This window comes from Ruegeria sp. G12, assembly GCF_056533565.1.
This window is the reverse complement of sequence record NZ_JBQFOO010000002.1, coordinates 475,508-490,106: the sequence shown is the minus strand read 5'-3', so window position 1 is coordinate 490,106 and position 14,599 is coordinate 475,508. Positions and strand designations below refer to the sequence as shown.

Sequence of the window (14,599 nt, the reverse complement as noted above, 5' to 3'; positions counted from 1 at the left end):
TTCCGGTAAGGTGAGTTTTTCTGACCAGACGATCAAAAATCGGGGAATCGCCATGTCGCTCAAAGATGCTGCCTTGAAGGTCCGCGAAAACGCCCATGCGCCGTATTCCAACTTTAAGGTTGGCGCTGCGATCCGGTCTGGGTCCGGAACGGTCTACATCGGATGCAACGTCGAAAACGTGGCCTACCCCGAGGGCACCTGTGCCGAGGCCGGTGCGATTGCCGCCATGGTCGCCGCAGGCGAAACGGAACTGTCCGAGGTCTATGTCGTCGCCCAAAGCCCGCAACCGGTGCCGCCCTGTGGTGGGTGCCGCCAGAAACTGGCCGAATTCGGCGCGCGCGACGTCAAGGTCACGCTGGCCACCGTCGACGGGGCCGAGTTGGAAACGACCATCGGCCAACTGCTGCCCGGTGCGTTTGACGCCTCGCACATGAAGGATGCCTGATCCATGGACGCCCGTTCAATCATTGCCAAGCTGCGGCGGAATGAGGTGCCAACCAGCGACGAGTTGATCTGGTTCGCGCAAGGTCTGGCCGATAGCAGCATCAGCGACGCGCAGGCCGGGGCCTTTGCCATGGCCGTCTGCATGGGTGGGCTGGGCGCGCAGGGGCGCGCCGATTTGACGGTGGCCATGCGCGACAGTGGCGATGTGCTGAACTGGGACGTGGATGGTCCGGTGATCGACAAGCACTCGACCGGGGGGGTGGGCGACTGCGTCAGCCTTGTGTTGGCTCCGGCATTGGCGGAATGCGGTGCCTATGTGCCGATGATCTCGGGCCGGGGGCTGGGGCATACCGGCGGCACTCTGGACAAGCTCGAGGCCATCCCCGGCGTCAGCACCCAGATCGGGCAGGACCGGCTGGCTCAGATCATGCGGGACCACGGCGCAGCCATCGTTGGCGCAACCGGCCAGATCGCGCCTGCGGACAAGCGGCTTTACGCGGTGCGGGATGTGACGGCGACGGTTGAAAGCCTGGACCTGATCACGGCCTCGATCCTGTCCAAGAAACTGGCCGCCAGCCCGGATGCGCTGGTGCTGGACGTCAAGGTCGGCAGCGGGGCCTTCATGAAAACTCTTGAGGATGCGCGCAAGCTGGCCACGGCCCTGACCGAGACGGCAAATGCCGCAGGCTGCCGGACCTCGGCGGTGATCACCGACATGAACCAGCCTTTGGCGTCGGCCTTGGGCAACGCGCTGGAAGTGGCCGAGGTGATGAAGGTTCTGACGGGTGCGTATGACTCCCCGCTGGCGGTAATCTCCGCCGAGTTGGGCGGTGTCCTGCTGGCCGATGCCGGGATGTGCGACACGGTGGAAGAGGGGCGCGCCAGAATCGCCGAGGTGATCCGCAATGGCCGTGCGGCAGAACGGTTCGGTCGGATGATGGCCGCTGTCGGCGGCCCGGTACAATTCGTCGAGACTTGGGCGCGCTTTCTGCCCGAGGCCAATGTCATTCAGGAGGTTCCTGCCCCAAAGGATGGCTATGTGACCGCCATTGATGGTGAGGCTTTGGGCCTCGCCGTCGTCGCGCTGGGCGGCGGGCGTCAGGTTGAGAGCGATCAGATCGACCCTGCCGTGGGCCTGTCCGACATTGCGCGGCTGGGCGATCGGGTGACCAAGGGTGCGCCTTTGGCCGTTGTCCACGCGGCCCGGGAAGACGCCGCGCGCCTTGCGGCAGACAGTGTTCTGTTCGCCATCCGGGTCGAGGACTCCCCGGCAGAGGTGCCGGACCTTGTGCACGAAAGGATCAGGGCATGACCCGCGCCTTTCTGGTTGTCATGGACTCGGTCGGGATCGGCGGCGCGCCGGATGCAGACCAGTTCTTCAACGGCGAGACCCCCGACACTGGGGCCAACACGCTGGCCCATATCGCACAGGCCTGCGCCGAGGGTCGGGCTGAGGATGGGCGCTCTGGCCCGCTGCATATGCCAAATCTGGATGCGTTGGGCCTGGGCGCGGCGGCCCGTCTGGCCTCGGGCGCAGACACACCGGGCCTGGACGCGGAGCCCACCGGATTGTGGGGCTTCGCGCGGGAACACTCGCCGGGCAAGGACACGCCCTCGGGCCACTGGGAACTGGCCGGGTTGCCGGTGCCGTGGGATTGGCACTATTTCCCCGACACGCAGCCTGCCTTTCCCGCAGATCTCAGCCGTGCCGCTGCTGAGGCTGCGGGGACCGAGGGCATTCTGGGCGACTGCCACGCCTCGGGCACCGCGATCATCGCCGATCTGGGGGCCGAGCATATGCGGACCGGTTGGCCGATCTGCTACACCTCTGCCGACAGCGTGTTCCAGATCGCCGCGCATGAAGAAAGTTTTGGCTTGGACCGACTGCTGGACATGTGCCGCACGCTGGCCCCGCGCTTGCATGAGATGAAGGTGGGCCGGGTCATCGCACGGCCCTTCGTCGGCAGCCCTGAGCAAGGCTTCACCCGCACCACCAACCGCAAGGATTTCGCAATCCTACCCCCCGCGCCGGTGCTGACCAACTGGGCGCAGGACGCCGGGCGGCGGGTACATGCGGTCGGAAAAATCGGCGATATCTTCTCGATGCAGGGGATCGACACGCTGCGCAAGGGCTCGGACGCTGATCTGATGCGCCACCTGTCCGATCTGGTGGATGAGGCCGAAGAGGGCAGCCTGACCTTCGCCAACTTCGTCGAGTTCGATAGCCTTTACGGCCACCGCCGCGACATCAGCGGTTATGCGAGAGCATTGGAATGGTTCGACCGCGAAATCGGCGCGATCCTGTCGCGCCTGCGCCCCGGCGATCTGATGTTGCTGACCGCAGACCACGGCAATGACCCAAGCTGGACAGGAACCGATCACACCCGCGAACAAGTGCCGGTGCTCGTTGCAGGGCAGGGCGCGGGCCAGATCGGTCGTGTCGATTTTGCGGATATCGCCGCCAGCATTGCGCACCACCTGAACATTCCGGCGCAGGGGCCGGGAAAGAGCTTTCTATGACCATCGCCGACCTGCCCAAGATTGAATTGCACCTGCACCATGAAGGCGCTGCCCCGCCTGCCTTTATCCGCCAGTTGGCCCATGAAAAACGCATCGACCTGAGCGGTATTTTCAAGCCAGACGGCAGCTACGACTTTCGCGATTTCGCTCATTTCCTCAGCGTCTACGAAGCCGCTTGCGAGGTGCTGAAATCGCCCGAGGATTTCCGCCGCCTGACGCTGGCGATTCTCGAAGAAAGCGCCGCGAACGGAGTCGTCTATTCCGAAACATTCCTCAGCCCCGATTTCTGCGGCGGCGGGGACCTGCACGCCTGGCGCGACTACCTGACCGCCATTCAGGACGCGGCCGACGAAGCCGAACGGAAATACGACATCACCCTACGCGGCGTTGTCACCTGCGTCCGACATTTCGGCCCGGAACAGGCCAAACGCAGCGCTTTTTGCGCGGCGGAAACCGCCGGGGACTGGATCACCGGGTTCGGCTTGGGCGGCAACGAGTCCATTGGCACGCAGGGCGACTACAAATGGGCCTTCGACTGCGCGCGCGAAGCTGGTCTGCGACTGACCACCCATGCCGGAGAATTCGGCGGCCCTGACAGCGTGCGCGACGCCGTTCGCGATCTGGGTGTTGAACGGGTCGGTCATGGCGTGCGCGCCATTGAGGACCCCGATCTGGTCCGCGAACTGATCGACCGCGACATCACGCTCGAGGTCTGTCCGGGCTCGAACGTGGTTCTGGGCTTGTTTCCCGATTTCGCGGCGCATCCGATTGCGCGGTTGCGCGATGCGGGCGTAAAGGTCACGGTCTCCACCGATGATCCGCCGTTTTTCCACACGACCCTGCGGCAGGAATATGAGATGTTGAACGCGGCCTTTGGCTGGGAGGCTGAAGATTTCGCGGCCCTGAACGAAATGGCCCTGAACGCCGCTTTTTGCGATGAAGACACCCGCGCGCGGGTCAAGAAAAGACTGGAGACATCATGAGCGAACATCTGACCGTCGTCGATCACCCGTTGGTGCAACACAAGCTGACGCTCATGCGGGACAAGGGCACCTCGACCGCCGTGTTCCGGCAGTTGCTGCGCGAGATCACGTTGCTTCTGGCCTATGAGGTCACGCGCGAACTGAAACTGACGACCCGCCATATCGAAACCCCGATGGAGGAGATGGACGCCCCCATTTTGGCCGGCAAGAAACTGGCGCTGGTGTCGATCCTGCGGGCAGGCAACGGGATGCTGGACGGGGTGCTGGAACTGATACCCTCGGCCCGTGTCGGGTTTGTCGGCCTTTACCGTGACGAGGAAACGCTGAAGCCCGTGCAGTATTACTTCAAGGCCCCTGAGGGGTTGAAGGACCGTCTGGTTATCGCCGTCGATCCGATGCTGGCCACCGGCAACAGCTCGGCCGCAGCGATTGATCTGTTGAAAGAAGCCGGAGCGACCGATATCCGTTTCCTCTGCCTGCTGGCCGCGCCCGAAGGCGTCGCCCGCATGAAAGAGGCGCACCCGGATGTGCATATCGTCACCGCCTCTCTGGATCGCGAGTTGAATTCGAAGGGCTACATCATGCCAGGGCTGGGAGACGCGGGCGACCGGATGTTCGGCACCAAGTAATCCGGTTACTCTCCGCAGATATTCTGCAGCCGGACCCAATCGCGGTCAGGCAGAACCTGTTCCAGCGTCCGACCCGCCATCGGGTCGGCCTCGATCAGGCCCAGAACCGTTTCTCCGGTGATATCGCGGGCGTAGGCGTAAGGGGTCGAGGGCAGTGCGGCTTGCGCAAACACGGCCAGCAACTCTTCATCGCTGAGAGAAGGCCGTGGCTCTGTCAGAACCTGTTCGGTGTAGGTGTCGACAATATCTGCCGTCAGCCCTCCGGTTGTCAGCAGCCGAAATGCCGATGACGCGCCGGTCCGGTCCAACAGGTCGTCCAGCGGGTCCTGATGTTCGGCCCGCGCGCGTTCGGCGATGATGTAACCGGCGGCGACGGCCGGGTCCTCGTGATCTTCGACCAGCGCGCGGCTTAGCAGAACCGTCCCGCCCGGCAGGCTGAGGCTGTCCTTTACACCCGCAGGCAGGATGATGATCTGGCGCACCCCGGTGCGTTTGGCCAACCGATCCAGCGAAACCTTCGCGTCCGCGGATGAGCAGGCGCGCCCGGACACACGTTCAATCCGATGTAGGATCGTTTCGCCGATTTCCTGCCGCTTGACCTCGGGCACGACCGAGACGACATGGCTTTGCAGCGCCCCCGGCAACCACAGCAGCAGAACAGCCAGCACCGCCGCGGCAACGCCCCCAACGCTCAGCCAGCGCAGCCGTCCAGGGTGCGGGCGCGAGCGGTCGATGGCGCGTTGCAACCGGTCGATGGCCTCAAGCATCGTGGTTTCGGATTCGGCCAATTCCAGCGTTTCATCTGGGTCCCCATCGGGGTTGAAGATGGCCGGGTACGCGCCTGGGTTTTGCCGTTCCAGCGCCGCCAGCGACCAATGGGTCAGCGCCCGGTCGTTGAAATCGGAAATCGTCAGCGTCGCCTCGCCAATCGACACCACCACCTCGCGCCGCTGTTCATCGGGCGAGGGGCGCCACAGACCGGTGGCTTCGATCCGCTGGTACTGTTTCAGGGCCGTCATCAGGTTGAGGTCTGCTCGTTTTCGTTTTGCTACAGCTTAGCATGGTGAAATCGCAGGGCGCAAACCTGTTGCGCAGGGTTTTGGAAATGTGCTGGATAGCACGGCGCAACGGATCGAGGCCCAAATGCAGCCAGACACACCAACATCGCCGGTTCTGGCCTTGATGCTGATGATCGCGGCGATGGCGATCATCGGGGTGATCGACAATGTCGTGGTCCTGCTGGCGGAACATATCGGCCTGTGGCAGTTCCACCTGAGCCGCGCGTTGTTGATGCTGCCGCTGATCGTTGGGCTGTCCCTGTTCGGGCTTGGGGGATTGCGGCCCAAACGCCCGGGACCCGTCGCGTTGCGCAGTGTTCTGATCACCTTGGCCATGCTGTTCTATTTCTCATCGCTGGCCCTGATGCCGATTGCGCAGGCGCTGGCGGGGCTGTTTTGTTCGCCGATCTTCGTGCTTTTGATTTCGGCGCTGGCGTTAAAGCAACCCGTCGGCCCGTGGCGCATTCTGGCCGTCCTGCTTGGCTTCGCAGGCATTCTGCTGGTCCTGCAACCTAACCCCGCCAATTTCGATACACGCACGTTGCTACCGATTGCGGGCGGGTTTTGCTACGCGCTGAGCGCGATCATCACCCGCACCCATTGCGCGGGTGAAAGCACGGTGGCGCTGCTGGCGGCGATGGTCATCACATTGGGGCTGGCAGGCGGCATCGGGCTGGCGATCTTTACGGCCTTTCCCGTCGCAGTCCCGGACGGACCGGAGGGGTTCGTGACCCGCGGCTGGGTCTGGGAGATGCAACCGGCGGCACCCTGGATCATCCTGCAGGCGGTCGGATCGACCATCGCCGTTTTCATGCTGATCAAGGCCTATCAGGTAGGGGAACCATCCTATGTGGCGGTGTTCGAATACTCGGTGATGATCTTCGGCCCGCTTTTCGCATGGGTCGCTTTCGGCCAGTCGCTTGACGCGCTGCAGATCGCCGGTATTGGGCTGATTGCGACTGCCGGTGGTCTGCTGGGCTGGCGCGCCGGGGCATCTGCAGAGCAAAACGCCTAGGCCATTCGTGTGGGATTGCCCCCAGATTCGGCGGCCTCATTAAGCTATCGGTTTCCTGTTCTAAACTAATGCACGGCTCGCACCCGGCTTTGTTCCCGCCAAAGGGTCCAAAAGCGCCCCAAATGGCCCAAATCAGGCGCAAATATGTCAAAAATAAGCCGTGGCCTGCGGTTCAGTGCTAGAACTTCAGGATCATAAATCAGTGCCAAGGGGGGCTAGGCACGTGTTGGAAGTAGTGAGTATCTCGGATTTTTCCGAGAATGTTGAACATTTAAATACACGCGAAGCGGTCACCGCGCGGCGCGGGGGATTCTTGCAAGGCACCAAGGTTGCCACGACCAGCGGTTGGAAACGGATCGAAAGGATTGCCGTTGGCGATCTGGTCCGCACTCTGGATCACGGATTCAAAGAGGTGCGCCGGATTTCTACCAGTTCAGTGACAATCCCAAGGGGCGAGAGGCGGGCGGAGTATCTGCCGGTCTACGTTCCGGCGCGCACCGCGTATAACGGGCGCCCTGTCTGGCTGATGCCGGAACAGGGCGTGGCGCTGGATGCCGGTAAGGTCGACGTGGTCGCCGACGGCTGTCCGGTGATACCAGCCCGGATGCTGAGCGGTCTGGGACGGTTGAAATCAAAGGCACCCGAGGCGTCTTTCGATGTGACCAGCCTGTTCTTCGACGAAGACGAGGTGATCTTTGTCGAAGGTGGCCTGCAAGCCTTTTGCCCGTCGGGCCGGTTCAGCATGCGTCGGACGGCAAACCTGAACCGCTATCAGGTGGCCGACGACGATGTTGCCAGCGCTCTGGTGGATTCGATTGCGCGGCGGGGAGACATGACGGCTTTGGCGAACCCGCTGGGGGCGCTGCCCGCGCCGGTATCAGACAACCCGGTCATTCCGCTGCGCCCCATGAGGGGGTGCCGCAGGCCCGGACGGCCCGGACGGCCACCGCAGCCGACCTTGTTTCTGAAGCCAGAGTGGATGATGTTGACCCACCAGTAAGGTACAAACCGGCGCGGGCCATCCCGCGCCGGTTTCGGTTTGTTACGCGGCCTTGGCTTCCGGGTTGAAGCGGCCATAGAAGCTTTGACCTTTTTCGGCCATCTCGCGCAGCAGGGGCGGGCAGGTGAAGCGCTCGCCATATTGCGCGGCAAGCTGGTCGCAACGCTCGGCGGCGTAAGGCGTGCCGACGATGTCCAGCCATGACAGCGGGCCCCCCGACCACGGCGCAAAGCCCCAACCCAGGATCGCTCCCACGTCACCTTCGCGGATGTCTTCCAGAACACCTTCTTCCAGCGCGCGCACCGCTTCCAGAACCTGTGCGAACATCAGGCGTTCCTGCACCTCGATCAGGTCGGGCTGATCCTCGGCCAGCGGGTACTTGTCCTGCAGACCTTTCCAGTATTCGACGCGCTTGCCTTTTTCGTCGTAGTTGAAAAAGCCCGCATTGGCTTTACGGCCCAGACGCCCCTCGGCCTCCATCCAGAAGATAAGGTCATCACCCGGACTTTCCGGATACGCATTGCCCATTGCAGCCTTAGTCGCGCGGGCAATTTTGGCCCCCAGATCAATCGAGGTCTCGTCATTCAACTGGATCGGCCCGACAGGGAAGCCCAATTGACGCGCGGCATTGTCGATCAGCACCGGGCTGACGCCTTCGGTGATCATCCGCAGACCCTCGTTGATGTAGGGAATGATGCAGCGGTTGGCGTAGAAGAAGCGTGCATCGTTGACCACGATCGGCGTCTTGCGGATCTGGCGCACATAGTCCAGCGCCTTGGCGACGGCGCGATCGCCGGTTTCCTTGCCCTTGATGATTTCGACCAGGAACATCTTCTCAACCGGTGAGAAGAAGTGGATGCCGATGAACTGTTCAGGCCGCACGCTGGCCTTGGCCAGATCGCTGATCGGCAGGGTCGAGGTATTCGAGGCAAAGATGCAATCCTCGGGGATGATCGCTTCGACGCGTCTGGTCATCTCGGCCTTGACGCCCGGGTCTTCGAACACGGCCTCGATGATCAGGTCACAGCCTTTCAGGTGCTCTAGGTCAGGGGTGGCGGTGATCTGCGCCAGCAGGGCCTCTTTCTTCTCAGCCGTGGCTTTGCCGCGCTTGATGCCCTTGTCCATGTAGGTCTCGGAATAGGCTTTGCCCTTGTCGGCGGCTTCTTGATCGCGGTCGATCAGAACAACCTCCATCCCGGCCTGCGCCGAGACCAGCGCAATTCCGGCCCCCATCATGCCCGCGCCCAGAACGCCGACCTTCTTGACCCGCTGATCGGGCACATCCTTGGGCCGCACCGCGCCTTTCTCCAACGCTTCCTTGTTCAGGAACAGCGACCGGATCATGGCGGACGAGGAGGGGTTCATCAGCACATTGGTAAACCAGCGCGCCTCAATCCGAAGGGCAGTGTCGAAATCGACCAGCGCGCCTTCGTAGATCGCGCTCAGCAGCGCCTTTGCCGCCGGGAACGCGCCTTGCGTCTTGCCGTTCACCATCGCGCTGGCCCCGACAAAGGTCATGAAACCCGCCGGATGGTAGGGCGCGCCGCCGGGCATTTTGTAGCCCTTGGCGTCCCAAGGTTTGACCAGATCGGCGTCGGTGGCGTTCAGAACCCAGTCCTTCGCCTCCGCAACCGGATCATCCGCCACGGCGTCGATCAACTGCGCGCCTTTGGCCTTCTTCGGGTCCATCATCTTGCCTTCCAGCAGCACCGGAGCCGCTGCCATCGCGCCCACCATGCGGCTAAAGCGCATGGTGCCGCCGCCGCCGGGGAAGATGCCGACCATGATCTCGGGCAGGCCGATCTTGGATTTCGGATTGCTGGTCATGACGCGGTGATGGCAGGCCAGGGCGATCTCGGTCCCGATCCCCGCGCAGGTGCCGTTGATGGCGCAGGCCACGGGCTTGCCGCCTTTCTTGGTCTTGGGGTCCATGCCCGCCAGTTCCAGCTTGCGCAGGATGTGGTGGCCGCCCATGACAAAGTCGAACAGCGCCTGCGCCGGTTCATCGCCTGCTTCCTGACGGATCGTCGCCAGCGTGTTCAGGTCCATGCCGCCCGCGAACGAGCCTTCCTTGCCGCTGGTGATGACGATGCCCTTGACCTCATCATCCTCAAGGGCCTGATCAATCAGCGCGCTGACCAGTTGAAACGCCTCGCGGGTCAGGACGTTCATGGATTTGCCCTGCGCGTCCCAGGTGATGAAGGCGACGCCGTCGGCGTCTTTGCTGAGGGTGAAATCAGTCATTGTCATCTCCAATCTGGTCAGCCGTCAGCGGGCTGCCATCCTTGCGGGTGAAGGCGAAACCATCGGGGTCGAACTTCACCATCATGTCTATATCGCTGTAATAGCCGGTCTCGGTCGGGGTTCGCGTGCCCACCACAAGGAATGTCGCGGGCGCATCGGTTCTGTTGACAAGGTGATGGCCATTGGCCTCACCCGCCGGCCATGCGGCGCAGTCACCGGGCAGCATCTGGTGCTCACCATCATCGTCGATCAGGGTGCATTCGCCGCTGAGCATGATGGCGAACTCGTCCTGCTCCATGTGGTAGTGGCGCAGCGAGGACAGGCCGTTTGGCTCCAGCCGCACGATGTTGACCCCGAACTGGGTCAGGCCGTTGGCGTCGCCCAAAGGCTGCACGTACCGGTCATCGCCCGCGCGCGCCAGTTTGCCGGGATAACCGGACCCGTTCCGAAACGGGATTTTGGACAGATCAATCTTGGGCATCAGACACGCTCGATAATGGTTGCCGCGCCCATGCCGGACGCGATGCAGAGCGTGGCCAGACCGGTTTCCTTGTCTTGACGCTCCAACTCATCCAGCAGGGTGCCGATGATCATCGCGCCGGTTGCGCCCAGCGGGTGCCCCATCGCGATTGAGCCGCCGTTGACGTTTACGATCTCAGGGTCCACGTCAAACGCCTGCTGGAACCGCAGCACGACCGAGGCGAAGGCTTCGTTCACCTCGAACAGGTCCAGATCGCCGATCTTCATGCCATTGTCGGCGAGGATTTTCTGAGTCACAGGAACCGGGCCGGTCAGCATGATGGTCGGGTCGGTGCCGATCTTGGCGGTCGCCTTGATCCGGGCACGGGGCTTCAGGCCATATTTCTCACCGAATTCCTTGTTGCCGATCAGCACAGCCGCAGCCCCGTCCACGATGCCGGAACTGTTGCCCGCATGGTGGATGTGGTTGATCCGCTCAAGATGCGGGTATTTCAGCAGCGCCACCTTGTCGAAGCCAGGCATCTGCTCGCCCATCATCGCAAAGGACGGGTTCAGCGCGCCAAGGCTCTGCATATCCGTGCCCGGGCGCATATATTCGTCGCGGTCCAGAATGGTCAGGCCGTTCTGGTCGGTGACCTTGATGACCGATTTATCGAACCGGTTGTCTTCCCAGGCTGCTGCCGCCCGTTTCTGAGATTCAACCGCCAGCGCATCGGCCTGATCGCGGCTGAACCCGTATTCGGTGGCGATGATATCGGCCGAGATACCCTGCGGCACAAAATAGGTCTCCATCGCCAGCGAGGGGTCCACGGCAATCGCTGCCCCATCGCTGCCCATGGCGACGCGACCCATCATCTCGACACCACCCGCGATATAGGCTTCGCCTGCACCACCCCTAACTTGGTTCGCGGCGAGGTTCACGGCTTCCATGCCTGAGGCGCAGAACCGGTTGATCGCCAGACCAGGGATCGACTGATCCAGATCGGACGCCAGAACAGCCGAGCGTGCCAGACAGCCGCCTTGCTCCATCACCTGCGTGACGTTGCCCCAGATCACGTCTTCGACGGCATGACCTTCCAGATTGTTACGCTCTTTCATCGCGTTCAGGGTCAGGGCGGACAGGCGCACCGAGGTCACCTCGTGCAGGCTGCCATCCTTGCGGCCCTTGCCGCGCGGTGTGCGCAGGGCGTCATAGATATAGGCTTCGGTCATGGGGTCTTCTCCTCAAGCTCGATCCGACGGGTTGCCGGGCATCAGGTCATAGGGGGCTTTCCAGCCGGGCTGTTCGGACAGGCGCGTCAGCCAGGCGTCGATATGGGGCCAGTCGGCGCGGTCAAAGCCGAAGGGTTCGGGGTAATAGAGGTACCCGCAGCAGCTAAGATCGGCATTTGTCACGCCATCTCCAACGATCCAGTCACGACCATCCAGATGGGAATCCAGAACTGCATAGGCGGCTTTCAGGCGACCCTGGTTGAACGCAATGACATCCGCGTTGCGGTGTTCTTCGGGCAGGAAATTGCACAGGAAGCGCGTCATCCCGGCGCCCGAGCTGAGTTTGTGATTGTCCCACAGAACCCAGCGGAAAATATCATAGTTCTCATCACGATCCTTGCCACCGAATTTTCCCGACTTCTCGGTCACATAGGCCTGAATCGCGCCCGATTGACTGGTACGGAAATCGCCATCGATCATGACGGGGGCCTCGCCCATTGCATTGACCTCGGCACGGTACTCGGGGGTGCGGGTTGCACCGTTGAAGAAATCGACAAAGACCGGCTCCCAGTCCAGCCCCGACATCTCTAGCGCTAGCGCGGCCTTATAGGAGTTTCCGCTTTCTCCGAAGCAATGCAGTTTGATGGTCATGCGAACGCCCCTCCCGTGGCGTGTGTGGTTTTGTCCGTATTTCCGTATTTTTAACGAGAAGAAGGACGGGTTTCGCTTTTTCTCGTAACGATTTCTTAAGGTTGATGCTGTTTCATCCTTTTTGCGGTACAGGCTGCCGAGCCGATGACCGTACGAGGAGAAGCCCCGCCGTCCCGGCTGAGTGCCACTTAGTGAGATCAGTTCCCGGATGGCGGGGTGGACGTGCGTCCATATCTTCTTCTTGTCCCAAATACGGCCGCCGGAGGCGGATAGAGCGGATGGAGCATGCTCAGATTTTGTTCGTTGCGCGGCTTCACCGTTTGCGCGCCTCAAGCTCGGAATTAAAAATTCGCAGCCGGTGAGTCAGGTTCTCCTCATCAATCACGCTGTTGAAATTTTCGAACAGAAAAGACAGCGCCTCGCCTTCATCCAACCCGGCCTCGCGAGCAAAGCCTTTGAGGCGACGGTAGCCGTCCTCGGTCATGGCGACCGGAAAGCGGCGGGTTAGGCGGAAGCGTTTTGGCATTATGTCTCCTCCAGGACGGGCTCGGGCGGTTAGCCCGAACCCAGACTGAAATCAGAAGTTTGCCGCGTCCAGTGCCATGACCGTGTCCGCGCCGGTTTGAATGCGAGTCAGGTGCATTGCAGTCGCGGGCAGGCGGCGGGCCATGTAGAAGCGGCCGGTGTCTATCTTGGTCTCGTAGAACTCGGTGTCCGAGGCACCGCCGTCCAGCGCGTCCTGAGCGGCCTTTGCCATCTGCGCCCACATCAGGCCCAGGCAGACATGGCCGAACATGTGCATGAAGTCATAGGACCCTGACAGCGCGTTATTCGGGTTCTTCATGCCTTCCTGCATGAAATACATACTCGCAGCCTGCAGGTCTTTGGACGCAGCCTTTAGTGGCTCGATGAAGGCCCTGTCATAGCTCTCATCCTTGCCGCCGTTCTCTTTGCAGAAGGTTTTGACCATCTCGAAGAAGGCCATGACGTGCTTGCCACCATCCTGAGCCAGCTTGCGGCCCACGAGGTCCAGCGCCTGAACGCCGTTTGCGCCCTCATAGATCATCGCGATACGGGCGTCGCGGGTATACTGCGACATGCCCCATTCTTCGATGTAGCCATGGCCGCCATAGACCTGCTGCGCCTGAACGGTCATGTCGTAGCCCTGATCTGTCAGGAAGCCCTTGATCACAGGGGTCAGCAGCGAGATCAGCCCGTCCGCATCCGCGTCACCCGAGCGATGCGCCTTGTCGATCATGGTCGCGCCCCACAGGATGAACGCGCGCGCACCCTCGGTGAAGCTTTTCTGATCCATCAGGTTGCGGCGAATGTCCGGGTGAACGATCAACGGATCGGCAGGCCCGTCAGGGTTCTTCACGCCTGTCACATCGCGGCCCTGCAGTCGGTCCTTGGCGTATTCCAGGGCGTTCTGGAACGCAGCCTCGGCCTGAGACAGACCCTGCATGCCCACACCCAGACGCGCTTCGTTCATCATGGTGAACATGGCGCGCATGCCTTTGTGTTCCTCGCCCAGCAGCCAGCCAGTCGCCTCGTCATAGTTCATGACGCAGGTTGAATTGCCGTGGATGCCCATCTTCTCTTCGATCTTGCCGACCGACACGCCGTTGCGTTCGCCCAAGGAGCCGTCTTCGTTCACGATGAACTTGGGCACGATGAAGAGCGAGACACCTTTGATGCCTTCAGGGCCGCCGGGGATCTTCGCCAGCACCAGATGGATGATGTTGTCGGCCATGTCGTGATCGCCGGACGAGATGAAAATCTTCTGGCCCGAGACCTTATAGCTGCCGTCGCTCTGCGGTTCCGCCTTGGTGCGCATCAGGCCCAGATCGGTGCCGCAATGTGGCTCGGTCAAGTTCATGGTGCCGGTCCATTCACAGCTGACCATGTTGGGCAGGTAGGTGTTCTTCTGCGCGTCGGTGCCATGCGCCAGAATGGCCGAGGCCGCGCCGTGGGTCAGGCCCTGATACATCACAAATGCCTGGTTTGCGCCCGAGAACATCTCGCCCACTGCAGTCCCGATGACATAGGGCATGTTCTGGCCGCCATATTCCTCGGGCATGTCCAGACCGGGCCAGCCGCCTTCCTTCATCTGCTCGAATGCCTCTTTGAAACCCGTCGGGGTATACACAATACCGTTTTCCAACCGGCACCCTTCAGTGTCGCCGACCACGTTCAGGGGGTGCAGCACGTTCGCTGCCACCTTGCCAGCTTCTTCCAGAACCGCAGCGGTGAAATCGGCCTCAAGCTCGGAATATCCGGGAATATCGGACTCCGAAATTTTCAGAACGTCATGCAGGATGAACTGCGTGTCTTTGGTTGGCGCGTTGTAGACGGGCATGTGA

At 61.9% G+C, this 14,599-nt stretch carries 14 protein-coding genes; 7 read left to right on the top strand and 7 right to left on the bottom strand.

Annotation, left to right across the window (positions count from 1 at the left end):
* Positions 1-31: 31 nt before the first annotated feature.
* The 5 genes from ACR0JN_RS06275 to upp are packed head-to-tail and all read left to right on the top strand — an operon-like array spanning position 32 to position 4,576.
* The gene (locus ACR0JN_RS06275; RefSeq protein ID WP_480885014.1) at positions 32-445 is read left to right on the top strand and encodes a cytidine deaminase; all 414 of its coding nucleotides are present in this window, start codon (positions 32-34) and stop codon (positions 443-445) included.
* A 3-nt stretch (positions 446-448) separates the two neighbouring features.
* On the top strand, positions 449-1,756 hold the full coding sequence (locus tag ACR0JN_RS06270; protein WP_480884779.1) for a thymidine phosphorylase: 1,308 nt from the start codon (positions 449-451) through the stop codon (positions 1,754-1,756).
* Positions 1,753-2,964, top strand: a complete 1,212-nt coding sequence (locus ACR0JN_RS06265) for a phosphopentomutase (protein WP_480884778.1) — start codon at positions 1,753-1,755, stop codon at positions 2,962-2,964. The genes ACR0JN_RS06270 and ACR0JN_RS06265 overlap by 4 nt, the downstream gene beginning before the upstream one ends.
* Positions 2,961-3,947 (top strand): adenosine deaminase, encoded by a 987-nt coding sequence (locus ACR0JN_RS06260; RefSeq protein ID WP_480884777.1) that lies wholly within the window; start codon positions 2,961-2,963, stop codon positions 3,945-3,947. The genes ACR0JN_RS06265 and ACR0JN_RS06260 overlap by 4 nt, the downstream gene beginning before the upstream one ends.
* Positions 3,944-4,576 (top strand): uracil phosphoribosyltransferase, encoded by a 633-nt coding sequence (gene upp, locus ACR0JN_RS06255; RefSeq protein WP_480815119.1) that lies wholly within the window; start codon positions 3,944-3,946, stop codon positions 4,574-4,576. The genes ACR0JN_RS06260 and upp overlap by 4 nt, the downstream gene beginning before the upstream one ends.
* A gap of 5 nt (positions 4,577-4,581) precedes the next feature.
* On the opposite strand, the gene ACR0JN_RS06250 is transcribed toward upp, so the two are convergent.
* Complete coding sequence (locus ACR0JN_RS06250; RefSeq protein WP_480884776.1) at positions 4,582-5,595, bottom strand: hypothetical protein; 1,014 nt, start codon at positions 5,593-5,595, stop codon at positions 4,582-4,584.
* A gap of 88 nt (positions 5,596-5,683) precedes the next feature.
* Here ACR0JN_RS06250 and ACR0JN_RS06245 point away from each other — a divergent pair, with 88 nt between their 5' ends.
* Both ACR0JN_RS06245 and ACR0JN_RS06240 read left to right on the top strand, forming a co-directional pair.
* Positions 5,684-6,649 carry a DMT family transporter gene (locus ACR0JN_RS06245; protein WP_480884775.1) on the top strand — a complete coding sequence of 322 codons (966 nt, stop codon included), beginning with the start codon at positions 5,684-5,686 and terminating at the stop codon, positions 6,647-6,649.
* A gap of 313 nt (positions 6,650-6,962) precedes the next feature.
* Positions 6,963-7,649: a Hint domain-containing protein gene (locus ACR0JN_RS06240; protein WP_480884774.1), complete on the top strand. Its 687-nt coding sequence runs from the start codon at positions 6,963-6,965 to the stop codon at positions 7,647-7,649.
* A gap of 42 nt (positions 7,650-7,691) precedes the next feature.
* Here ACR0JN_RS06240 and ACR0JN_RS06235 read toward each other — a convergent pair whose 3' ends face one another.
* From ACR0JN_RS06235 to ACR0JN_RS06210, 6 genes are all read right to left on the bottom strand, one after another.
* On the bottom strand, positions 7,692-9,893 hold the full coding sequence (locus ACR0JN_RS06235; RefSeq protein ID WP_480884773.1) for a 3-hydroxyacyl-CoA dehydrogenase NAD-binding domain-containing protein: 2,202 nt from the start codon (positions 9,891-9,893) through the stop codon (positions 7,692-7,694).
* Positions 9,886-10,374 (bottom strand): cupin domain-containing protein, encoded by a 489-nt coding sequence (locus tag ACR0JN_RS06230; protein WP_480884772.1) that lies wholly within the window; start codon positions 10,372-10,374, stop codon positions 9,886-9,888. Before ACR0JN_RS06230 ends, ACR0JN_RS06235 begins: the two co-directional genes overlap by 8 nt.
* Positions 10,374-11,585, bottom strand: a complete 1,212-nt coding sequence (locus ACR0JN_RS06225; RefSeq protein WP_480884771.1) for an acetyl-CoA C-acetyltransferase — start codon at positions 11,583-11,585, stop codon at positions 10,374-10,376. Before ACR0JN_RS06225 ends, ACR0JN_RS06230 begins: the two co-directional genes overlap by 1 nt.
* A gap of 12 nt (positions 11,586-11,597) precedes the next feature.
* Complete coding sequence (locus ACR0JN_RS06220) at positions 11,598-12,236, bottom strand: glutathione S-transferase family protein (protein ID WP_480884770.1); 639 nt, start codon at positions 12,234-12,236, stop codon at positions 11,598-11,600.
* 313 nt (positions 12,237-12,549) lie between these two features.
* Complete coding sequence (locus tag ACR0JN_RS06215) at positions 12,550-12,762, bottom strand: hypothetical protein (protein WP_170609554.1); 213 nt, start codon at positions 12,760-12,762, stop codon at positions 12,550-12,552.
* A 51-nt stretch (positions 12,763-12,813) separates the two neighbouring features.
* Positions 12,814-14,595, bottom strand: a complete 1,782-nt coding sequence (locus ACR0JN_RS06210; protein ID WP_480884769.1) for an acyl-CoA dehydrogenase C-terminal domain-containing protein — start codon at positions 14,593-14,595, stop codon at positions 12,814-12,816.
* Between the last annotated feature and the right edge of the window lie 4 nt (positions 14,596-14,599).

Coding starts and splice junctions, on each gene's coding strand:
- ACR0JN_RS06250 (WP_480884776.1), bottom strand. CDS start 5,595: ATGACGGCCCTGAAACAGTACCAGCGGATCGAAGCCACCGGTCTGTGG.
- ACR0JN_RS06270 (WP_480884779.1), top strand. CDS start 449: ATGGACGCCCGTTCAATCATTGCCAAGCTGCGGCGGAATGAGGTGCCA.
- ACR0JN_RS06235 (WP_480884773.1), bottom strand. CDS start 9,893: ATGACTGATTTCACCCTCAGCAAAGACGCCGACGGCGTCGCCTTCATC.
- ACR0JN_RS06215 (WP_170609554.1), bottom strand. CDS start 12,762: ATGCCAAAACGCTTCCGCCTAACCCGCCGCTTTCCGGTCGCCATGACC.
- upp (WP_480815119.1), top strand. CDS start 3,944: ATGAGCGAACATCTGACCGTCGTCGATCACCCGTTGGTGCAACACAAG.
- ACR0JN_RS06225 (WP_480884771.1), bottom strand. CDS start 11,585: ATGACCGAAGCCTATATCTATGACGCCCTGCGCACACCGCGCGGCAAG.
- ACR0JN_RS06265 (WP_480884778.1), top strand. CDS start 1,753: ATGACCCGCGCCTTTCTGGTTGTCATGGACTCGGTCGGGATCGGCGGC.
- ACR0JN_RS06230 (WP_480884772.1), bottom strand. CDS start 10,374: ATGCCCAAGATTGATCTGTCCAAAATCCCGTTTCGGAACGGGTCCGGT.
- ACR0JN_RS06210 (WP_480884769.1), bottom strand. CDS start 14,595: ATGCCCGTCTACAACGCGCCAACCAAAGACACGCAGTTCATCCTGCAT.
- ACR0JN_RS06220 (WP_480884770.1), bottom strand. CDS start 12,236: ATGACCATCAAACTGCATTGCTTCGGAGAAAGCGGAAACTCCTATAAG.
- ACR0JN_RS06260 (WP_480884777.1), top strand. CDS start 2,961: ATGACCATCGCCGACCTGCCCAAGATTGAATTGCACCTGCACCATGAA.